General features: G+C 32.0%; 20 protein-coding genes and 1 pseudogene. 8 read left to right on the forward strand and 13 right to left on the reverse strand.

What is annotated here, in order from left to right:
* The first annotated feature begins 11 nt into the window (after positions 1-11).
* Positions 12-1,214: a multidrug transporter gene (locus ABXT64_RS04265; protein WP_443634212.1), complete on the forward strand. Its 1,203-nt coding sequence runs from the start codon at positions 12-14 to the stop codon at positions 1,212-1,214.
* 124 nt (positions 1,215-1,338) lie between these two features.
* On the opposite strand, the gene ABXT64_RS04270 is transcribed toward ABXT64_RS04265, so the two are convergent.
* From ABXT64_RS04270 to ABXT64_RS04280, 3 genes are all read right to left on the reverse strand, one after another.
* Positions 1,339-1,989, reverse strand: a complete 651-nt coding sequence (locus ABXT64_RS04270) for a carbonic anhydrase (RefSeq protein WP_443634214.1) — start codon at positions 1,987-1,989, stop codon at positions 1,339-1,341.
* Between the two features lie 9 nt (positions 1,990-1,998).
* Complete coding sequence (locus ABXT64_RS04275; protein ID WP_443634216.1) at positions 1,999-3,837, reverse strand: SulP family inorganic anion transporter; 1,839 nt, start codon at positions 3,835-3,837, stop codon at positions 1,999-2,001.
* Positions 3,838-3,921: 84 nt separating this feature from the next.
* Complete coding sequence (locus tag ABXT64_RS04280; protein WP_443634218.1) at positions 3,922-4,224, reverse strand: hypothetical protein; 303 nt, start codon at positions 4,222-4,224, stop codon at positions 3,922-3,924.
* A gap of 164 nt (positions 4,225-4,388) precedes the next feature.
* Between ABXT64_RS04280 and ABXT64_RS04285 the strand changes: the two genes are divergently transcribed.
* The 7 genes from ABXT64_RS04285 to ABXT64_RS04315 all read left to right on the forward strand — a co-directional run bounded on the left by ABXT64_RS04285 (position 4,389) and on the right by ABXT64_RS04315 (position 12,384).
* Positions 4,389-5,594 (forward strand): porin, encoded by a 1,206-nt coding sequence (locus tag ABXT64_RS04285; protein ID WP_443634220.1) that lies wholly within the window; start codon positions 4,389-4,391, stop codon positions 5,592-5,594.
* A 184-nt stretch (positions 5,595-5,778) separates the two neighbouring features.
* Positions 5,779-6,735, forward strand: a complete 957-nt coding sequence (locus ABXT64_RS04290; protein WP_443634222.1) for a PstS family phosphate ABC transporter substrate-binding protein — start codon at positions 5,779-5,781, stop codon at positions 6,733-6,735.
* 70 nt (positions 6,736-6,805) lie between these two features.
* Positions 6,806-7,684, forward strand: a complete 879-nt coding sequence (gene pstC, locus ABXT64_RS04295; RefSeq protein WP_443634224.1) for a phosphate ABC transporter permease subunit PstC — start codon at positions 6,806-6,808, stop codon at positions 7,682-7,684.
* Positions 7,677-8,531, forward strand: a complete 855-nt coding sequence (gene pstA, locus ABXT64_RS04300) for a phosphate ABC transporter permease PstA (protein WP_443634225.1) — start codon at positions 7,677-7,679, stop codon at positions 8,529-8,531. The genes pstC and pstA overlap by 8 nt, the downstream gene beginning before the upstream one ends.
* A gap of 26 nt (positions 8,532-8,557) precedes the next feature.
* Entirely contained in the window at positions 8,558-9,349 is a 792-nt protein-coding gene (pstB, locus tag ABXT64_RS04305; RefSeq protein WP_443634917.1) for a phosphate ABC transporter ATP-binding protein PstB, read from the forward strand.
* A 12-nt stretch (positions 9,350-9,361) separates the two neighbouring features.
* Positions 9,362-10,027, forward strand: coding sequence for a phosphate signaling complex protein PhoU (gene phoU, locus ABXT64_RS04310; protein ID WP_443634227.1), 666 nt, complete (start codon positions 9,362-9,364; stop codon positions 10,025-10,027).
* 104 nt (positions 10,028-10,131) lie between these two features.
* On the forward strand, positions 10,132-12,384 hold the full coding sequence (locus ABXT64_RS04315) for an inorganic phosphate transporter (protein ID WP_443634228.1): 2,253 nt from the start codon (positions 10,132-10,134) through the stop codon (positions 12,382-12,384).
* A 136-nt stretch (positions 12,385-12,520) separates the two neighbouring features.
* On the opposite strand, the gene ABXT64_RS04320 is transcribed toward ABXT64_RS04315, so the two are convergent.
* From ABXT64_RS04320 to serS, 10 genes and pseudogenes are all read right to left on the reverse strand, one after another.
* A complete protein-coding gene (locus ABXT64_RS04320) occupies positions 12,521-12,886 on the reverse strand; it encodes a TM2 domain-containing protein (RefSeq protein WP_443634230.1) in 366 nt (121 codons plus the stop codon).
* A gap of 55 nt (positions 12,887-12,941) precedes the next feature.
* A pseudogene (locus tag ABXT64_RS04325) lies at positions 12,942-13,315 on the reverse strand (VOC family protein).
* Positions 13,316-13,423: 108 nt separating this feature from the next.
* Entirely contained in the window at positions 13,424-14,365 is a 942-nt protein-coding gene (locus ABXT64_RS04330) for a 2-hydroxyacid dehydrogenase (protein WP_443634232.1), read from the reverse strand.
* 16 nt (positions 14,366-14,381) lie between these two features.
* Entirely contained in the window at positions 14,382-14,747 is a 366-nt protein-coding gene (locus ABXT64_RS04335) for a cupin domain-containing protein (RefSeq protein WP_443634233.1), read from the reverse strand.
* A 17-nt stretch (positions 14,748-14,764) separates the two neighbouring features.
* Entirely contained in the window at positions 14,765-15,160 is a 396-nt protein-coding gene (locus ABXT64_RS04340; protein ID WP_443634235.1) for an acyl-CoA thioesterase, read from the reverse strand.
* Entirely contained in the window at positions 15,157-16,512 is a 1,356-nt protein-coding gene (mgtE, locus tag ABXT64_RS04345) for a magnesium transporter (RefSeq protein ID WP_443634236.1), read from the reverse strand. Before mgtE ends, ABXT64_RS04340 begins: the two co-directional genes overlap by 4 nt.
* Positions 16,472-17,278, reverse strand: a complete 807-nt coding sequence (gene rsmA / locus ABXT64_RS04350; protein WP_443634237.1) for a 16S rRNA (adenine(1518)-N(6)/adenine(1519)-N(6))-dimethyltransferase RsmA — start codon at positions 17,276-17,278, stop codon at positions 16,472-16,474. The genes mgtE and rsmA overlap by 41 nt, the downstream gene beginning before the upstream one ends.
* Positions 17,279-17,599: a DUF4286 family protein gene (locus tag ABXT64_RS04355; RefSeq protein ID WP_443634238.1), complete on the reverse strand. Its 321-nt coding sequence runs from the start codon at positions 17,597-17,599 to the stop codon at positions 17,279-17,281.
* Positions 17,600-17,620: 21 nt separating this feature from the next.
* Entirely contained in the window at positions 17,621-19,408 is a 1,788-nt protein-coding gene (locus tag ABXT64_RS04360) for a tetratricopeptide repeat protein (protein WP_443634240.1), read from the reverse strand.
* 294 nt (positions 19,409-19,702) lie between these two features.
* Positions 19,703-20,974, reverse strand: a complete 1,272-nt coding sequence (gene serS, locus ABXT64_RS04365; RefSeq protein WP_443634241.1) for a serine--tRNA ligase — start codon at positions 20,972-20,974, stop codon at positions 19,703-19,705.
* Positions 20,975-21,019: the final 45 nt, after the last annotated feature.

Below are 21,019 nucleotides of genomic sequence, written 5' to 3' on the forward strand. Positions count from 1 at the left end.
ATACAAAAAAAATGAAAACAAATTATTTATTAGTAAGCATAACAATTTTAGCAACTCTATTTGCTTCATGTGAATCTGATGATACTGCAGATATTATTTTTAATGATAATAGTATCGACAATAGCATAAACAATGGCTCTAATAATGAAGAGTCTGGAAATTTAGCAGTGATTATTGGTGGTACAATGACAACTGATTTAATATTAGAAGAAGGTAATGATTATCTTTTAACTGAAGGATTAATTATGACTGCAGGAACAACATTAACAATTCCGGCCGGAACTGTAATTAAAGCAAATTCAGGTGCTGATGTCTATGTTGCAATTTCTCAAGATGCACAAATCAATGCTGTAGGAACAGCGGGAAGTCCTATCGTATTTACATCAAACTCAAATACTCCAAATGCTGGTGACTGGGGAGGATTAATTATACTTGGAAAGGCACCTATTAATTCGGTATCTGGTGGAGACGCTACATCTACTTCAGAAATAGGTGGATTACCTTACGGAGGTAGTAATGAAAATGACAATTCAGGAATCATAAAATATGTTCGTATAGAATATTCTGGAGGTAGTGCTGATGCTTCTTCTGAAAACAATGGGTTTTCATTTTATGGTGTTGGAAATGGAACTTTGGTAGAATACATTCAAGCTTTTGAAGGAAAAGATGACGGAATCGAATTCTTTGGAGGAACTGTAAATGCAAGCTTTATTTCAGTAATTGGCGCACAAGATGATTCTGTTGATTGGACAGAAGGATATAGAGGTACATTAAACAATGTATATATCGAGCACGGTGTTTCCCACGATAAAGGAATTGAAGCAGATGGATTTAATACAGATATAGGAAATAACTCTAGTCCGTTATTTTATTCAAAACCAACCGTAAATAATGTTTTAATTATTGGAAGAGGATCTGCAACAGAAAATGAAGCAATAAGATTAAGAGCTGGAACACAAGGAATTTTTAATAACGTCGTTATTCAAGGATTTGAAGAAGGTTTTGATATTGATGGCGATGGAGGAAACAGCCCAACGGGTCAAGGAGTAATTTCTGGAGATTTAAAAGTAACCGATGCAATTTTCACAGATGTACTAGTTAAAATGAAAAATGACACTTCTGCACCTTTTACAGAAGCAGATTTTATATCTGGTGATGGAAATGCATCTACAACAGATTATTTTACTTGGGGTGCTGTATGGACAAGAAACTAAACTTTGAATTAACCAACAAAGTACACTTTTGAATATCTTTTTAGTTTTTGTCGACTAGATTAAAAGTGTAAGGGCTATTTTAATTAAAATAGCCCTTTTTTTTATACTTATTATTTTTAAGAATTTAAGAATTTTCTTCGTCATTAAAAAATTCAACAACACCTGTACTTACATCATACATCGCTCCTACAATCTTTAATTGAGAAGGATCCTCTGCTCTAAGTGCCAATGCGCGGCTCTCATTTTTTAAGTTCTTCACTGTTAATTCTACATTCTTTCTAGCTACTCTATTTAAAAAGTCTGTATTTCCAGAATTACGTTCGCCTTGTTCTATCGGTTCTGTCACTGCTGTAACGGCAGGCTCTATCATCCTAATTAGTTTATTTAGGTTTACCATATCATCAAACCTAGCATGATTGCAAGCTGCACCAACTGCGCCACAACTTGTATGCCCCATCACCACAATAATCTTCGAAGTAGAGGCAATATTTGCAAACTCCAGACTTCCTAAAATATCTTGATTTATAATATTTCCAGCAACACGAACACTAAATAAATCCCCAACTCCTTGATCAAAGATTAACTCAGCAGAAACTCTAGAATCGATACAATGCAATATTGTAGCAAAAGGGGTCTGACCTCCCGCTGTTGCTTTTACCTCCGTCATCAAATCCCTGTCTTTATTTCTACTAGCTACAAACCTTCTATTTCCTTCTCTTAAACGTTCCTGGGCCAATGCCGGAGGACTCATGCCTTCTTTATTATTTCCCTCCATAATTCTTTTTTATTTAATTTCTAAATTATTTTTTACCCAAGATACACAATCATTGAAATCCTTGAAAATATTTTCTTTTGGAACTAAATCGGGTATAATATCAATTTTTTCCATCAAATATTGTGGTTGCTTTAAGGGGTTAATAAAAAATACCTTTATGTCTCTTTGCAATAAATCTACTAACACATCTTCCATTGCATATAATCCAGATTGATCCATATAAGCCATCCTTCCCATCCTTATTATTACAGCAGAGGCTGTATCTGGTATTTGCTTCGCAAGCTGTTGAAACTCACTTGTGGATCCAAAAAATAGTGGGCCTTTAATGTGTTTAATAAATACTTTTTCTTTTAAATTTAAAGGAAAAGTGGCTTCATCATCCCATGCTTTTTCATTGAGTAATGATTTTACATCAGATCGTTCTGCTGTAAGATCTCCCATTTTTTTCATAAACATAAGCGATGCAATTACGAGGCCAATTCCAACAGCATATACTAAGTTCCAAACAGAAGATAATACTAAAACTACTAACATAATAATCACTTCTGGTTTTGGCATATACGGAATCGCTTTTAATCCTTTATAATCCATAACTCCAATACCCACAGTTATTAAAATTCCTGCTAATACCGCTGCTGGTATTTGTGAAGCTACTGGCCCTAGTGCTAAAAGAACTATAAATAATATGATACCTGCAATCATTCCAGACAATCTAGTTTTACCTCCAGCATTAATATTTACGACTGTTCTAATAGTAGCACCTGCTCCTGGTATTCCTCCAAAAATAGCAGCTATAGAATTTCCAATACCTTGCCCAATTAATTCCTTATTAGGTTTGTGTTTCGTTTTGGTCATATTATCTGCAACAACAGAAGTTAGTAATGAATCTATCGCTCCTAATAATGCAAGTGTTAATGCTGTAAAAATATATGGCGTTATACTGCTAAAACTAAAACTTGAAAAAATTTCTAAATTTGGAATTGGTAATCCACTAGGAATCTCTTCAATAGGGCGATAATTTAATTTAAACCCAACAGCAATACCCGACATTACTAGCAGAGCTACTAAAGTACTTGGTATAACTTTAGTGATTCTTTTGAATCCATAAATAATAAATATCGTGCCAAATGCCAATAGTAACTCTAACCAGTTTATATTTTGTAGCGCTCTAGGAAACACCTTCAAAGATCCTAAAACACCCGAAGCTTCTTTAGCAGCGAGAGTTTGTGATTCAGCTAAAATTTGATTACTTGTTATCTTCTCAGCTCTAATTATTGTTTCCCTAAAATCTTCTAATACTAAAATTCCTTCTCCCGCTTCTTTCTTTAAAATATTATCTAAAATTATTTCTTCGGCTTGAGGCTTAAACATTTCGACAAAGGCAACATCCTCTTTAGGATAATATCCTAGCGTAGGTAATATTTGAGTAATTAAAATAATGATCCCGATGGCTGTCATAAAACCAGAAACAACAGGGTAAGGAATATATCTTATATATTTTCCTAGACCAATAAGGCCTAGTCCTATTTGAAAAAGACCTGCTAAAATAAAAACAGTTAATATTGCAGGCATTGCCTTATTTATATCACCATCGTTCACCGCAATAATCCCTGCAATTACTACCATACTTACTGCTGTCATTGGAGCAGTAGGCCCAGAAATTTGTGTGTTGGTCCCTCCAAAAAGGGCAGCAAAGAAACTTACAAAAATAGCTCCATACAGACCTGCACTTGGACCTAATCCCGAGCTAACACCAAAAGCTAATGCTAAGGGTAAGGCTACAATACCTGCAGTAATTCCCCCAAACAAATCTCCTTTAAAATGTTTAAAATCGAATAATTTTTTCATAATAATAACTTGATTTATTGCTATAAAAATAGCAACATTAATTTATATTTCTTCAAAAAAATGAAGACTATTTTAATCTAAATATTAAATGAAATATTCTGGAGGGGGTAGAAATATTTTAGAAGAATATGCTTGATTTAATTTCCAATAAAAAGAATTTAATGAAGCTTTTTTATCTAAAACTATGCATTCAGAATAATGAGATTTTAAATCAATAAGATCTTTTTCTACAACATCAATTTCACTTTTATCTTTCTTTTCTTTTTCAGAAAATTCTCCATAAACAATAGCTTCTAAATTTAAATTCATGTAAGAAACCATTATAGGAGCCATCATTGAAAATATCAATAATGTAGAAAATATAGATGTGATGAAAGTTTTACTCATTAAAACCTCTAATTTTTACAAATATAATGGCTAAAAACTAGTATTATAACTGTACCATGTTAATTGAATGTTAAAACAAAAATCAAAAAATTAATCTTGTCTTAACATTCAATTAACATAGAGGTTAGTTATTTGCATAGACAAAAACTTTAAAAGATTAAAAAATGAAATTATATTACATTATAGTTCTTGCTTTTCTAGCAACAATTAGTTCCTCAAATGCTCAAGAAATTAGCGATGCTAAGTTTGGAAAAGGGCTTTTAAACTTTGTAGCTAAAGATAGCTCATTTAGCGTGAAATTTGCACCTCGAATTCAAGTAAGATCTATGTCTTCTTGGGATCATGATGGAGATCAATACGGAAGCCCAGATCATAATTTTATTGTTCGTAGAGCACGATTAAAATTTGACGGTTTTGCTTATTCACCAAAATTAAAATATAAAATAGAGTTAGGTCTATCTAATAGAGACATCTCAGGAGCAAGTGATTTTAACAGAAATACCCCAAGATATATTCTTGATGCGGTTATTATGTGGAATTTTCATAAAAATTTCGAACTATGGGCAGGACAAACTAAATTACCTGGAAACGTAGAACGTGTTGTTTCATCAGCAAATCTTCAATTAATTGATCGTTCAATGTTAAACAGCAGATTTAATATAGACCGTGATTTAGGAATACAATTACGTCATAAATCAAATTTAGGAGGAAACTTCTTAATGCGAGAAAAAATTGCAGTATCACAAGGAGAAGGAAGAAATGTTACAGAAGGAAATGAAGGTGGCCTTCAATTTACTGGACGTCTTGAATTTTTGCCCTTCGGAAAGTTTGCATCAAAAGGAGATTATTCTCAAGCTGATTTAAAGCGTGAACCGTCCCCTAAATTAATGATTGGTTCTACTTATGACTATAATAATGATGCAGTAAAAACAAGAAGTAATTTAGGTTCTTATATGTTCCGCTCAGATGGATCATTATATGAAACACCTATAAGCACCATCTTTGTAGATGCTATGTTTAAATACAAAGGATTTTCATTTATGAGTGAATATGCAATGAGAGATGCAGATGATGCAGTTGCATTAGATATAGATGGTACAACTCCTACTGGTGATATAGTACTTACCGGAAATGCATTTAATGCTCAAGCTGGGTATTTATTTAAAACTAATTATGAAGTTGTAGGACGTTTTACAACTGTAGACTACGATGATATTACAGGGGCTTCTCCTATTGAACAATATACCTTAGGTGTTTCTAAATATATCGTTGGTCACAAACTTAAAGTACAGTCGGATATTAGCTATTCAACGGTAGATGGAAATGAAGACAACATCACATTTAGATTAGGTTTCGACCTTCACTTTTAATCAAAAATAATTATTTAATAAAAAGTAAAAGGGAAGACAAAATTGTCTTTCCTTTTTTTATACAATTTATTAATCATTAGGTAACGTAAGTATAACCATTCGATAGTATTTTCTTCATTATTGATTAACATTCACATAACATTAAGGTGGTTTATTTGTAATGCAAAAACTAATGATATTCAAAATGAAAAAAATAATTACAATTATCGCCATTGCATTCTTACTTGGAGCTTGTGGAGAGAAAAAAGAAATTGCTAAAAGCAATTCAAATGGGTCTACTGAATTATCTGGAACAATTAAAGTGGATGGATCAAGTACAGTATTTCCTGTTACAGAAGCAGTAGCTGAAGAATTTAGAAGTGTCCAACCTAAAGTGAAAGTAACTATTGGTGTTTCAGGAACAGGTGGTGGATTTAAGAAATTCTCAAGAGGAGAAACTAATATTTCTAATGCATCTCGCCCAATTAAAGACAAAGAGATAGCAGCTTGTAACGAAAATAACATTAAATATTTAGAACTGGAAGTTGCTTATGATGGATTAGCTGTTTTAGTAAACCCAGCTAATGATTGGGTAGATAGCTTTACAATTGAAGAATTAAAGAAAATTTGGGAGCCTGCAGCTCAAGGTAAAATCATGAAATGGAACCAAATTCGTCCAGAATGGCCAAATGAAGAAATTCATTTATACGGTCCTGGAGTTGCTTCAGGAACTTATGATTATTTTACCGAAGCAATTGTTGGTAAAAGTGGTTCAAGTCGTGGAGATTTCACAGCTAGTGAAGATGATCACGTTTTAGTGCAAGGAATTGCTGGAGATAAATTTTCTTTAGGATTTTTCGGATTAGCTTATTATGCTGAAAACAAAGATAAGTTAACATTGATAGGTGTTCATAATGGAACTGAAGTGGTAAAGCCATCTTTAGAAACTGTTAAAAATGGATCTTATTCACCTTTATCTAGACCTTTATTTATCTATGTAAATAGTACTTCAGTTGCTTCTCCAGAAGTAGTTGAATTTGTGAACTATTACATTGATAATGCTGGTGAATTATCTAAAGATGTAGGATACATTCCTCTTCCAGATGAAAAATATAAATCACAAAAAGATAGCTTCAAAACTTTTGTTGAAAGTAACAAATAAATGAAAGTTTGATTAGTGAGAATCAGGTATCTCTTTGAGGTACCTGATTTATTAGCCTAAAAAAGTATCAATGCGTAAAATAAAAGAGTTAATAATAGAAAAGTCACTTTTTTCGAGTGCCTTAGTTACTGTAGCTATAACCGTAGGAATTGTTTCTGTATTAGCGGTAGAAACTTTTCGTTTTTTTAGTGAAGTTTCCATATTTGATTTTTTTACTGATACACAGTGGACTCCTTTATTTACTGAAAAACATTTTGGGATTCTTCCTTTACTTTCAGGAACATTATTAACTTCTTTCATTGCTATTTCTGTTGCATTACCTATTGGTTTATCAATAAGTATTTATTTAAGTGAATACGCGCCAAAAAGTTTCAGAAAAACTATCAAACCTTTATTAGAACTTTTAGCAGCGGTACCAACTGTAGTTTATGGTTTTTTTGCTTTGATAGTAGTGACTCCTTTTTTGCAACAAATTTATCCTAATCTTTCTGGTTTTAATTCACTTTCAGCTGGTATTGTAATGGGAATAATGATTATACCTTATGTATCTTCATTAAGTGAAGACGCATTACATGCAGTTCCAAAATCCTTAAGAGAAGCTTCTTTTGGGATGGGAGCAACAAGGTTACAAACAGCATTTAAAGTGATGGTTCCTGCTGCATCTTCAGGAATTATTGTATCTATCATATTAGCTATTTCAAGAGCCATTGGTGAAACCATGATAGTTGCTATTGCTGCAGGGCAACAACCTCGTTTAACTTTAGACCCTACAGTCCCTATAGAAACTATTACAGCATATATCGTGCAAGTGAGTTTAGGAGATGTTCAACATGGTTCACTTGAGTATAGAACAATCTTTGCGGCTGGTATAACCTTATTTGTATTCACATTCTTATTGAACACATTGAGTTATAGAATTCGAAAAAAATACCAAGAGAAATATGAATAATGTTCAGAAAAATAGGTTGAAAGACCAATTGTTTAAATTCTGGGGTATTTTTTGTACCCTTATTGGTTTAATCTTACTATTTGTTTTTATTGGAGATATTTTAATTGATGGTATAAGTAGAATTGATTGGAAATTTCTTACAGATTTACCTTCTAGAAAAGCTGAGAAATCTGGTATTTATACAGCTTTAATGGGTAGTATCTGGATTTTATTATTAACAACTTTAATTTCATTTCCAATGGGTGTTGCAGCTGGATTATATCTTGAGGAATACGCTAAGAAAAACCGGTTTTCAGCAATATTAGAAATTAATATCTCAAACCTTGCTGGAGTACCTTCAATTATATACGGGTTATTAGGCTTAGAAGTTTTTGTAAGAATCATGAATCTTGGCGCTAGTGTTTTAGCGGGTAGTTTAACACTATCTCTTTTAATATTACCCATCATTATTGTTGCAACAAGAGAAGCTGTAAAAGCAGTTCCTTCAACTATTAAAGATGCCTCTTATGCCTTAGGAGCTTCTAAATGGCAAACTATTTGGAATCAAATTCTACCAGCTTCTGGAGGAGGTATATTAACAGGAGTTATCCTTGCGCTATCGAGAGCCGTAGGCGAAACTGCTCCTTTAATTGTGGTTGGTGCATTAGCTTATGTACCTTTTGCTCCTCAAACCCCAATGGATGATTTTTCAGTGCTCCCAATTCAAATATTTAATTGGATTTCAAGGCCTCAACACGGTTTTATTGAAAATGCAGCAGCAGCGATAATTATTCTATTATTAATCACATTTGTTATGAATGGTATCGCTGTTTATTTCAGAAATAAATGGCAGAAAAAATGGAGCTAACAGCTGAAAAAACTAGCATAGATATTATGACTCAAGATAAAATTATAGATTCTTCTTTAAGAAAAGCGCCAAAAATTGAAACAAAAAATGCTCATGTTTGGTATGGAGATTTTGAAGCAATCAAAGGAATTGATATAGAAATTAAACCTAAATCGGTCACTGCGTTAATTGGGCCTTCAGGTTGTGGTAAATCAACTTTTTTAAGGTTATTCAATAGAATGAATGATTATGTAGACGGTTTTAAATTAGAAGGGAAAATAAAAATTGATGGAGACAATATTTATAAGAAAAAAATTAACATTGAAGAATTGAGAAAAAACGTAGGGATGGTTTTTCAAAAACCAAATCCCTTTCCAAAATCCATTTTCGAAAATGTTGCTTATGGCTTAAAAATTCAAGGTATAAAAGACAAAGAATTTATTAATAAACGTGTTGAAAAAGCTTTAAAACAAGCAGACCTTTGGAATGAAGTAAAGCACGACCTTAAAAAATCAGCTTTGACTTTATCAGGAGGACAACAACAACGCTTATGTATAGCCAGAACTCTTGCTGTAGAACCATCTATCATATTAATGGATGAACCTACTTCAGCTCTTGATCCTATTTCAACTGCAAAAATCGAAGAACTTATTTTCGAATTAAAAGAAAAATATACCATTGTAATTGTAACTCATAATATGCAACAAGCTAGTAGAATTAGTGATTACACTGCTTTCTTTTACCTCGGTGAATTAATTGAATATAATAAAACTAAAACCATTTTTACGAACCCAAGTAAAACCAAAACTGAAAACTACATTACCGGTCGTTTTGGTTAAAAATACAACATTATGATAATAAATGCAGAACATCAACGTGATGTAATAAACCAAGCTGGATTTGATATGCTTCGTCTTTGTAATTCACAAATCGATAAAGCAAAAGAAGCTTTTGTAACTCATGACAGCGATTTAGCAGAAGAGGTTATTCATAAAGAAAACCGTGTAAATGCTTTAGACCTTAAAATCGAAAAAGACTGTGAGAAGTTTTTAGCTCTTTATAATCCTGTTGCTAATGATTTACGTTTTATCATGGCCATTCGTAAAATCAATTTTGATTTAGAACGAATAGCTGATCATGCATATGGAATTTCTAGATATGTTGTGGATGAGGACAAAAAAATTGCTCCTCATTTATTAAAAACATTACAATTTGATTTAATGTATGACACAATAACTTCAATGTTTGAAGATATTACTCAAGCTTATGAAGAAAAAAATGTAAAAATTGTCCGCAAAGTTTTTAAAAAAGATAAAATTTTAGACAAAATAAATTCCAATTCCTTTTCATTACTTGAAACTGAAATAATTAAAGACACCTCTATTACTGGTCAAGCATTAATCTTATTTTCTGTCATTAAAAAGTTTGAAAGAGTTGGAGATTTATTAAAAAACGTTGCTGAAGAAATTATATTTTACACTGAGGCAGAAATAGTTAAGCATAAAAAGAAAAAATGATCCTTTTGAAAATAATTTTAATATGCATGATTTAGTAACATTTAGTTAACATAGCGAATAAATTATTGAATTACGTTTGTATCGTTACTTTCAATAATTTTGTTATGGATAATATTTATTTAATGATGATCGTTGCTTTAGCTGTTCTTGCTATTGCCGATTTAGTTGTAGGGGTTAGCAACGATGCTGTAAACTTCTTAAATTCTGCCATAGGTTCTAAGGCTGTTTCTTTCAAAACAATTATGATCGTTGCCAGTTTAGGGATTGCTTTTGGAGCACTCTCTTCTAGCGGAATGATGGAGGTTGCTCGGAAAGGTATTTTTATGCCTGGCGAATTTTACTTTAATGAGATTATGATCATTTTTATGGCTGTAATGATTACAGACATATTATTACTTGATTTTTTTAATACCCTAGGAATGCCAACCTCTACTACGGTATCGATAGTATTTGAATTATTAGGAGCTGCGGTTGTTATGTCTTTAATAAAAATTGCAAATTCTAGTGGAGATTACTCAGAATTATGGAACTATATTAATACTGATAAAGCCTCCGAAATTATTTTTGGAATACTCCTCTCTGTAGTCGTCGCCTTCTCGGTTGGTGCATTTATAATGTATATTTCTCGCTTAATGCTTAGCTTTAAATTTGAAGAAAAAGCTAAATGGGTTGGAGCTCTTTTTGGTGGTATTGCAGCAACAGCTATTACCTATTTTATATTTATCAAAGGGCTTAAAGGAACAAGTTTCATTCCAGGTGATTTTAAAGAATTTGTATTTTCTAATACCTTATTAATTGTAGCAGTTAGTTTTATTTTTTGGACAGGTTTATGTGCTTTATTAAACTATGTCTTCAAATTGAATGTATATAAGTTCATTATTATCATTGGTACCTTTGCTATTGCAATGGCCTTTGCGGGTAATGATTTAGTCAACTTTATTGGAGTTCCAATTGCTGCGTGGCAATCCTATCAAGCTTGGATGGATCCATTAATAAATGTTGGTGGTTTAGCTGCGAATGAATTTAGCATGGAGATCATGTCTCAAAAAGTACCTACTCCTACCATACTCTTATTTTCTGCGGGAATTGTAATGGTAATCACACTATGGTTCTCTAAAAAAGCAAAAGCAGTATTAAAAACTTCTATTGATCTTTCAAGTCAGGATTCTGTAAAAGAACGTTTTGAACCTAATTTTTTATCTAGAAGTTTAGTTCGTTTTACAATATTGATATCAAAATATCATGACACTCTAATGCCTACTGTTTTTAGAAGAAAGATAGAAAAACAATTTCAAAAACCAAAAGCAGCAAAAGTAGCTGAGGCAGATCTACCTGCCTTCGATATGGTGAGAGCAGCTGTAAATTTAATGGTTGCAAGTATTTTAATATCTATTGCAACTTCATTAAAATTACCTCTTTCAACAACCTATGTAACCTTTATGGTTGCAATGGGAACTTCGTTAGCTGATAGAGCTTGGGGAAGTGAAAGCGCCGTGTATAGAGTCGCTGGTGTATTAAATGTTATTGGAGGTTGGTTCTTTACAGCATTTAGTGCATTTGTTGCTGCAGGTACTTTAGCTTATTTAATTTTTATTGGGAAAGCTCCAATGATTGCGGTATTGCTTTTATTAGCTGTTTTATTATTAGTAAGAAATTATATAAAACATAAAAACAAAGGAAAATATGATGATACGCATAAAGGCTTAAAGAAAGCTGAAAGTAAAACAGTACAAGGTATCATTCAAGAAAGTGCTGACAACATATCTAATGTAGTATCAAGAACAAATAAAATTTATTCTGATGTATTACAGGGATTAGCGAAGCAAGATCTTGGTAAATTGAAGAAAAGCAGAAAAGGTGTTGAGAAGTTAGATGCTGAAATCGAAGAGTTAAGAGATAATATTTTCTACTTTATTAAAAACTTAGACGACACCAGTGTGAGAGGGAGTAATTTCTATATAGTAATTTTAGGCTATTTAACAGATATTGCTCAATCATTAGAGTTTATTTCTAAGAAAAGTTATAAGCACATTAATAATAACCACAAAGCGCTTCGCTTTAATCAGATTAAAGATCTTCAAGAAATCGATTCTGAATTTGAACATTTATTAGCTGATATTCAATCTATATTCGACAATCGAGAGTTTGAAAAATTAGAGAATATCCTTGAAAGAAAAACGCAAGCGATGGATGATATTTCTTTAATGATTGAAAAGCAAATTCAGCGAACTAGAACTGAAGAATCTAGTCCGAAGAATACAACTCTTTACTTTAGTCTTTTATTAGAAACTAAAGATCTAGTAACTGCTTTAATAAACTTAATGGATGAATATTATTCAAGTTATAAAAAATCCTAATTAAATATTAAGCATTAAAAAGCCTCACATTTAAATCATGTGAGGCTTTTTTTTATTTATTATTAGATGTAATGATTAGCTATAGTCGTTTCTAATCTATTTATTAAGCATTAAAAATAAGTTTTAATTCTTTCTATTAAAACCAAGGTCTTCTACCTACTTGGTAGGTATTATAAAACTCTTCATCACTTTTTGTAAGATAAATAATACCCTCTACTAATCCAATGAAACTTGCAAATCCACAAGTAACTACAGTAAGTACAATTTGAATAACACCTTCCTTTGTGTATCCTAAAATAAACTTATGAATACCAAAACCTCCTAAAAGTATACCTAATAATCCAGCTATTAATTTTTTGTTTTCATTATTATTTGTTGCTTCGTTCCATCCTTCCTTAAAATCATTGGCAGTATTCTTAGCCTCTTCTTTTATATTTTCGGTAGTTTCTTCAAAACCACCTTTTGTGTTCTCCTCTTCTTGAGGATTTGTTTCTTCGCTCATAGTAGTTTAAATTTATTTGGTTGAGAAGTAAAGATAGTAAAAATTATAAAAAAGCTTAATCTATTGGCTCCCAAAGTTCAATCTTATTCCCCTCGTGGTCAAGTATCCACCCAAATTTTCCATAATCATATTCTTCCATTTCACCAACAATTGTAACACCTTCGCTTTTTAATACTTCCAAGAGTTCTACTAAATTTTCTACACGAAAATTCATCATAAATTCTTTCTTACTTGGTTCAAAATAGGTAGTGTCATCTTTAAAGGGACTCCATTGAGTAGAACATTTATTACCTTTTTCATCTTTCCCCCAAAAAGTACAACCATAGTCATCGGTATTGAGTCCTAAATGATTTTTATACCAATCTTTTGTTTTTTTAGGGCCTCTGTTTTAAAGAAAAATCCTCCTAATCCTGTAACTCTATTTTTCATGTGTTTGTTCTATTTTTTTTTAACGGTCATACTTCGACAGGTTCAGCACAGGCATGCTATTCCCTATTAGTCATCTCATTAGGTGATACACTTTTTAACATGCTCGTTTCATATTCTAAAATTATGTGTGATTTTATCTACAATCGTTTGGGCTAATTTAATCTTACTTTCATGCGTCCACCCCGCTATGTGAGGACTAATTAAAACATTGTCAAGGGTCAGTAACTCCTTTAATACATCTGGCATATCATTATCCGTAAATAATGTTTCAAATGAACTTTTTTCATATTCCAAAACATCTAATCCTGCACCTAGTACTTTACCGTTTTTTAATGCTTCTACTAGATGTGAAGTCACTACACTTTTTCCTCTAGCTGTATTGATTAGCCAAAATGATTTTTTAAATTTCGCGATAAACGCAGCGTCTATCATTTTATTTGTTAAAGGTGTCCAAGGAGTATGTAAGCTCAATACATCTGCTTCCTCTTGAAGTTCTTCTAAAGTAACTTGAAGAGCGTTTTCATTCCCTACATTAGGTTTTATGTCGAAACAAATGACTTTACAATCAAAACCTTTTAAGTTTTTCGCGAACGCTTTGCCCATATTACCATATCCAATAATTCCTACCGTTTTTCCTTCTAATTCGACCCCTCGATTGGCTTCTCGATTCCAGTGTCCTCTATGTACTTCAGAATTCGCTTTATTCAGTTTATTGAATAACGACAACAACATTCCTATTGTATGTTCTCCAACTGCATTTCTATTTCCTTCAGGTGCCGAAAATAATTTAATCCCTTTAGTTTCAGCATAAGGAATATCAATACTTTCTAGACCTGCTCCAACTCTTGCAATAAATTGTAATTGAGAAGCAGCATTGATAAATTGCTGATCTATTTTGAATCTTGATCGGATAACAATTCCATGGTATTCAGAAATTATTTTTTCAATTTCTTTTTTAGACGACGCATAGTTTTCATCATTTTCAAACCCAGCAGATTTTAATTGCTGAATTAATAAGGGATGATTTTTATCTAAATGAAGTACTTTCATAAGTTCTAACTATATCTTAAATAGTAGGGTAGGTTGTTTTTGTTTTTTCATGAATTACATTTCCAGTATGGGCTGTTGTAAGTTTTTCAAAAAGTAATACATGAACTTCTTCCCCATCTTTGGTAATTGGACAATGCTCAACTCCTTTGGGTACAACAATAATTTCACCTTCTTTCACTATCTCTATTTTATCTCTAAAATGCATTTCGAGCGTTCCTTTAACCACCTGAAATAATTCATCCTCATCTTTATGTGCATGAAAAACAAACTCTCCTTTAATTTTAGCCAAAAGTACTTGCATATCATCTACAACAGCTATTTGATGAGGATGCCATTGTTCAGAAAACTTAGTAAACTTTTGTTTTATATTAATTGTTTTCATGTGTCTTTTTATTATTTTTATACAAACAAGGTACTAATTTCTTCTGTGATTTTAGAAGGACGAAGTGTATTAGCATTCACTAAACACCAGTCGGTTTTGGCTTCAATAATTATTTTTTGATCTGTTAGTCTTATAATTTTATATAGACGTTCACACTTAGCACCCTTGTAATTAGCTATCCAAGTTTCAACTTTTAGTTGTTCACCTTCAAATACGGAAGCTTTATAATCGATGGAATGATGAAGAACATACCAAGCAAACTTCTTTTTCAAATCTGTATTAGCTTTCGTTTCCCAATGTGCTTCAGCAACTTCAAGGCACCATTCTAAATATACCAGATTATTAACATGCCCTCTTGCATCAATAGCTGATTGAGGTACTATAATTTCTCGTGAAAAGATTTCAGAATTCAAAATCCTAAAATTAGTTTTGCGAGATAGAAGAAAAGAAAAATTCCGAAGATATCATTACTCGTAGTTATAAAGGGTCCGGTTGCGATTGCGGGATCGATTCCTTTTTTGTCTAATATAATAGGAACAAAAGTTCCAATCAATGCAGCAATAATAATAACTGAAAGCATTGAAACCGCAATAGTAATGCTAAAATCAAGATCGTAATTCATTATAAAGCCAAAAATTATTACTAAGATCCCTAATACAGTACCGTTAATTAAGCTTAAGCCAACTTCTTTCATTAAACGTCCCCACAAACTCCCTTTTACAACATCGTTTGCTAAACCTTGCACAATAATCGCACTTGATTGTACTCCTACATTTCCTGCCATTGCAGCAATTAATGGAGTGAAAAAGAACAATGTTTTTGTTTTTGGATCTTGCATAATACTTTCAAAATCTTCAAGAATAAAAACACTGGCTAATCCACCAAAAAGCCCTAAAATAAGCCATGGCAATCTTGCTTTTGTAAGCTCAAAGATGCTATCATCTGCCTCTACATCTTTTGAGATACCTGCAGCTAATTGATAATCTTTTTCTGCTTCCTCTTTTATGAAATCAACGATATCATCAATGGTAATTCTTCCCACTAAAACACCCTTTTCATCTACTACTGGAATTGCCTCTAAATCGTATTTTTGCATGACACGAGCCACTTCTTCGTTTTCTGTATGTACCGTTACATAATCAACTTTAGGAATAAATATTTCACTAATATGTGTTTTTGTTGAAGCAGTAAGTAGGTCTTTTAAGGAAAGTCTTCCTGTTAATTTACCTTCATTATTTGTTACATATATAGAGTGAACACGCGTTACATTTTCGGCTTGCCTTCTCATTTCTCTCACACATCCAGCAACCGTCCAAGTTTCTTTTACCTGCACTAATTCCTTCGCCATCAATGCTCCTGCAGTATCCTCATCGTATTTTAATAACTCTACAATATCGGATGCATGCTCTTCATCTTCAATTTTTTCAATTACCTTTTGCTTAATCTCCTCATCTAATCCTGCAATAATATCTGCAGCATCATCAGTATCCATCTCTTCTATCTCTTCGGCTATTTCTTTTGGAGAAAGATTATCTAGAATTTTTTCACGAACATCTTCATCAAGTTCCATAAGAACTTCTGAAGTAATATCACTTTCTAGTAATTTAATAAGGTAGGTTGCTTCTTTAGCTTTTAACTCTTCTAGTAATTCAGCAATATCAGCGAAGTGGATGTCCTTTAGCGTTTCTTTTAACGCATTCCCATCTCTCTTGGCAATAAGTTGCTCAATGCTCGATATGAAGGTTGTCGTTAGCTGAAATTGCATCGTTCTCTAATTTTTGAGTTAGCGATATAAATTGTGATACCGAAAGTTGTTCGGGACGTTGCCCAAATATAGTATCTTCTTTTAACTTATCTGAAATATTAAATACTTTTAAACTATTTCGAAGTGTTTTTCTTCTTTGTTGAAATGCAGTTTTAACTACTTTAAAAAAGAATTTTTCATTACAAGGCAAGCTGTAATCTTCTTTTCTTGTTAATCGCAACACTCCACTATCGATTTTTGGAGGTGGATTAAACACTGTTGGTGGCACCGTAAACAAATACTCCGCATCATAAAATGCTTGCACTAATACAGACATAATTCCATATACTTTACTTCCTTCTTTTTCACAAATACGTTTTGCTACTTCTTTTTGAAACATTCCAGTAAATTCTGGTATTTGATCTCGCCATTCTAAGGTTCTAAAAACTATTTGAGTTGAAATATTATATGGAAAGTTACCTGTTATAGCATAAGGCTCACCATTAAAGAAATCTTTTAAATCGAATTTTAAAAAATCAGCTGAAATGATCTTCAAGTTTTTGTTAGGATAATGTTCTTCGAGATATGCTACAGAATCTCGATCCAACTCCATAGCAATAATTTCAACATTTTTTTCGATTAGGTATTTTGTTAAAACTCCCATTCCTGGGCCAATTTCTAATACATTAGAATAGCCTTGAAGTGTAAGTGTATCACCAATTTTCTTGGCAATAGTTTCATCTTTTAAAAAATGCTGACCTAAATGTTTTTTGGCTCGTACGGACATCTATTTAAATGTTACTGAATATTCATCTATGATTTCTAATTCGGTTCTAAAAGCTAACATTTTATCTGAAAATCTTTTTAATCCGTCGCTTTTTAAGGCATCAGCATGATTCTTGTAATAATCATCTAAAGATTCTCTAGAAAAGGCTCTATACTGAACGGCATAGGTAATACCTTCTTCTTCCTCAACCAAAACTTTGGTTAAACGAGCATCTTTAAATTTTCCTGTTGCTAATACAAGTGGGATGTGATTTTTAATCCATTCTAACCATTCCTCATGAATCGTTTCATCTACATTTACCGTCACATTATATATAATCATTATTTGAATTTTGTAAGGTTGTTATTGTTCAATTAAATCTCCACGAAGCATTCTAAACTTTTTACGTGCTTCAACAAAATAGATGCTATCGGCATAATTAAAAATAATTTGCTCGTAAAACTCTTTTGCCTTTTGGGCTTGATCTAAATTATTCTCATATAATTTTGCTAATAAAAAATGAGCATCATCTGCTAAAATATCTTCTTTATAAAACTGAATTAACTTTAAAAACATTTCTTCCGCTTTATCGTAATTCCCAATTTTAGTATATAATTTTCCAAGTTTCAATAAAGCTTCATCTTCAATTTTTTCTCCTTTATTATCCTTTAATACACTGTTTAATAACTCAATAGCTTTTATGTCTTTTTTCTGAAGTGATAGTAAATCAGCTCTCGCATATTTCCTTAAGGCTGTTTGAGTAGAGTCCTCTAAAGAATTATCTTTTATTATTAAACTAAGCTGCATAGCATCATTTGCAATGAGCTGTGATGTTGATTTTTTTAATACATCTAACTGAACTTTTGCCCACTCAAAATCTCCTTTAAAATAACTTGTTTTAGCGATTTTAAATCGAGCTTCTTGTGCTAAAATATCACCTTTTATTTTTTTCTGAATTTGAGAATAATAGATTAAAGCCTTATTAAATCTCTCATCTAATACTAAAATATCTGCTAACTTCATTTTAATTTTTGCCTCCTGAAATCGTGTGAAATTTTCTTTCAATAAAGTCTTTAGGTTTTGAATCGCCTCCTCTTTTTTACCGTACTGGAACGCTAAAAATTCATTATAATCTAATTGCAATAAGTAGGTTTTTTTGGTACGACCATATTCATCTAACAAGGTATTAAATTGTTTTTCAATCGTTGGATAATCCTCTTTTGAAGCTTGTCTAAGAGCAATGGTCATTAAATATTGCTTCCCTTCTAACACCACCGATTTACTTTCAGCATTTTCAATAATAAATTCCACAATTTTTTTTGCACTTTTATAGTCTTCATCATTCATTGCTATAAAAATAAGTTCGACCATGCCACTTAGGTCATTGTCTTCCATTCGATTATAAATCGCTTTCTCCTGTACAAATGCTTTATTATATTCTTTTTGCTGAATAAAAAGCCAGCTTAATAATTCATTATAAGTAATAATTGGCTGCTGCTGTATTTTTGTTAGCAATGCCTTTTTAAGAATAATATTAGCTTCATTTAAAGGGTCTTCATTAACATATAAACTAAAGTTCTGTTCCGCAGTACTTTTATAAATAGGCTTGGCAATAACAAGGTCTAAATATTTATCGAACATCTTTTCAATATTCCCTTGTTCACCATAAATTCTTGCTAATTGGGAATTATAATCCATTTCTGAATTTAATTCCATTGCTTTTTCATAAACAACAGCGGCTTTATCCAGTAAACTATATTTCTCAAAAGTCTTCCCAATGGTATAGGCATAATTCGAATTAACCTCTAAATAATCAATCGCTTCTTTATAATACTTATTTGCTAATGAGTCTTTATTTTGAAGTGAATAATTATACCCTAATTCAACTATTATCCCTGGTTTTCTCGTATTTGATTTAATTTTTTCTTGAAGCAATTTTTCAGCATCAATATACCTTTCAAGTTGTTGGTTAGATTGAATCATAGCCAAGAAGAATTCAGATCGATACGGGTTTTTTTGGTATAATTTTGAGTAGATATTTAAAGCCTTTTCATACTCCCCTTGATCAAAATAATTTTTTGCTAACAATTCATTTTGAGCTCCAACAATTGAAGTAACTAATAATAGTAAGATGAGAGCAAATCTGAGCATGCGATAAAGATAGGGAATTGATTTCTTAAAAAAATACCAAAAATAAAGCCGAAGTATTAATAGTAAGGTTCTATAATGAATGTGTGATTTTTATTTAATGCTATTTTAATATTGATCTTTTTTATTTAAATATATAAGACCGCTGCGCTTTTAGAATTTAGAGAATAGACCTTTTAATGATTAATTTCGATTTCAAACAGTCTATATTCTAGGTTCCATTATCTATTTTATTTTGAATTGAGATTATAGACATTTAAAGCCTTTAAATCGGCTTCATATTTATTCTTTGTGGTTCTAGGAAATCATGTCAAATCCACAATACGGAACCAATACTTTAGGTATTTTAATTCCTTCTGGGGTTTGGTAATTCTCCAAAATTCCAGCTAATACTCTAGGTAATGCTAAAGAACTTCCATTTAATGTGTGTACCAATTTGTTTTTCTTGTTCTCATCTTTAAAACGAAGTTTTAAACGATTGGCTTGAAAGGTTTCAAAATTAGAAACTGATGAGATTTCTAACCAACGATCTTGCGCGGTAGAAAACACTTCAAAATCATAGGTTAATGTAGCAGTAAATCCTAAATCACCACCACATAAACGAAGAATACGATACGGTAATTCTAGTTCTCTTAAAATCTCTTTTACATGATCCACCATTCCATCTAAAGCAGCATCACTATTATCTGGATGCTCAATACGTACAATTTCAACTTTATCGAATTGATGTAGTCTATTTAATCCCCTAACATGTGCTCCATACGAACCTGCTTCTCTTCTAAAACAAGGTGTATAACCCGTACACAAAATTGGTAAATCATCTTGAGCTACTAAATCTCCACGAAACATATTCGTTACGGGAACCTCAGCAGTCGGTATTAAATACAAATCATCTGCAGTTGAGTGATACATTTGTCCTTCTTTATCTGGCAATTGACCTGTTCCATAACCAGAAGCTTCATTGACTAAGTAAGGAACTTGATATTCGGTATATCCTGCTTCCGTATTTTTATCTAAAAAGTAAGCAATTAAAGCACGTTGTAACCTAGCTCCTTTTCCTTTATATACAGGAAATCCAGCACCCGTTATTTTCACACCTAATTCGAAATCAATAATATCGTATTTCTTAGCTAGTTCCCAATGAGGCATTGCCCCCTCAGATAGTGTTGGTATTTCACCTTCACTAAATACTTCCTCATTATCGGTCTCATTTTTCCCTGCAGGAACTAATTCATTTGGAATATTTGGGATGGTATATAATAATTGTTGCAATTCTTCAACCGAACTATTTAACGTTTCTGAAAGGATTTTTGAACGTTCCTTTAATTGAACCGTTTTCTCTTTTAATAAATTGGCTTTTTGAACTTCACCATTTTTAAAAAGTATTCCTATTTCTTTGGAAAATGTATTGGACTGTGATAAAATTTCATCTAACTGACCTTGAGTTGTTCTTCTTAATTCGTCAATTTCAATGACTTCATCAAAGATTGAAGTGGCATCAAACCCTCTTTTAACAAGTGCTTTGATGTATTGATCCTTATGTTCTCTTATTTCGCTAACTACTAACATTTCCCTAAAACTTTAAGCCTGCAAAGCTACGGAAATTAGCTGTTT

Source organism: Candidatus Marifrigoribacter sp. Uisw_064, assembly GCF_047730175.1.
Taxonomy (GTDB): Bacteria; Bacteroidota; Bacteroidia; order Flavobacteriales; family Flavobacteriaceae; genus Marifrigoribacter.

Bases quoted from the DNA above. Each gene is read 5' to 3' on its own strand.
- ABXT64_RS04285 (WP_443634220.1), top strand. From the start codon at position 4,389: ATGAAATTATATTACATTATAGTTCTTGCTTTTCTAGCAACAATTAGT.
- serS (WP_443634241.1), bottom strand. From the start codon at position 20,974: ATGTTAGTAGTTAGCGAAATAAGAGAACATAAGGATCAATACATCAAA.
- ABXT64_RS04275 (WP_443634216.1), bottom strand. From the start codon at position 3,837: ATGAAAAAATTATTCGATTTTAAACATTTTAAAGGAGATTTGTTTGGG.
- ABXT64_RS04335 (WP_443634233.1), bottom strand. From the start codon at position 14,747: ATGAAAACAATTAATATAAAACAAAAGTTTACTAAGTTTTCTGAACAA.
- ABXT64_RS04270 (WP_443634214.1), bottom strand. From the start codon at position 1,989: ATGGAGGGAAATAATAAAGAAGGCATGAGTCCTCCGGCATTGGCCCAG.
- phoU (WP_443634227.1), top strand. From the start codon at position 9,362: ATGATAATAAATGCAGAACATCAACGTGATGTAATAAACCAAGCTGGA.
- mgtE (WP_443634236.1), bottom strand. From the start codon at position 16,512: ATGCAATTTCAGCTAACGACAACCTTCATATCGAGCATTGAGCAACTT.
- ABXT64_RS04360 (WP_443634240.1), bottom strand. From the start codon at position 19,408: ATGCTCAGATTTGCTCTCATCTTACTATTATTAGTTACTTCAATTGTT.
- ABXT64_RS04315 (WP_443634228.1), top strand. From the start codon at position 10,132: ATGGATAATATTTATTTAATGATGATCGTTGCTTTAGCTGTTCTTGCT.
- pstB (WP_443634917.1), top strand. From the start codon at position 8,558: ATGACTCAAGATAAAATTATAGATTCTTCTTTAAGAAAAGCGCCAAAA.
- pstA (WP_443634225.1), top strand. From the start codon at position 7,677: ATGAATAATGTTCAGAAAAATAGGTTGAAAGACCAATTGTTTAAATTC.
- ABXT64_RS04265 (WP_443634212.1), top strand. From the start codon at position 12: ATGAAAACAAATTATTTATTAGTAAGCATAACAATTTTAGCAACTCTA.
- ABXT64_RS04320 (WP_443634230.1), bottom strand. From the start codon at position 12,886: ATGAGCGAAGAAACAAATCCTCAAGAAGAGGAGAACACAAAAGGTGGT.
- ABXT64_RS04280 (WP_443634218.1), bottom strand. From the start codon at position 4,224: ATGAGTAAAACTTTCATCACATCTATATTTTCTACATTATTGATATTT.
- ABXT64_RS04355 (WP_443634238.1), bottom strand. From the start codon at position 17,599: ATGATTATATATAATGTGACGGTAAATGTAGATGAAACGATTCATGAG.
- ABXT64_RS04330 (WP_443634232.1), bottom strand. From the start codon at position 14,365: ATGAAAGTACTTCATTTAGATAAAAATCATCCCTTATTAATTCAGCAA.
- pstC (WP_443634224.1), top strand. From the start codon at position 6,806: ATGCGTAAAATAAAAGAGTTAATAATAGAAAAGTCACTTTTTTCGAGT.
- rsmA (WP_443634237.1), bottom strand. From the start codon at position 17,278: ATGTCCGTACGAGCCAAAAAACATTTAGGTCAGCATTTTTTAAAAGAT.
- ABXT64_RS04290 (WP_443634222.1), top strand. From the start codon at position 5,779: ATGAAAAAAATAATTACAATTATCGCCATTGCATTCTTACTTGGAGCT.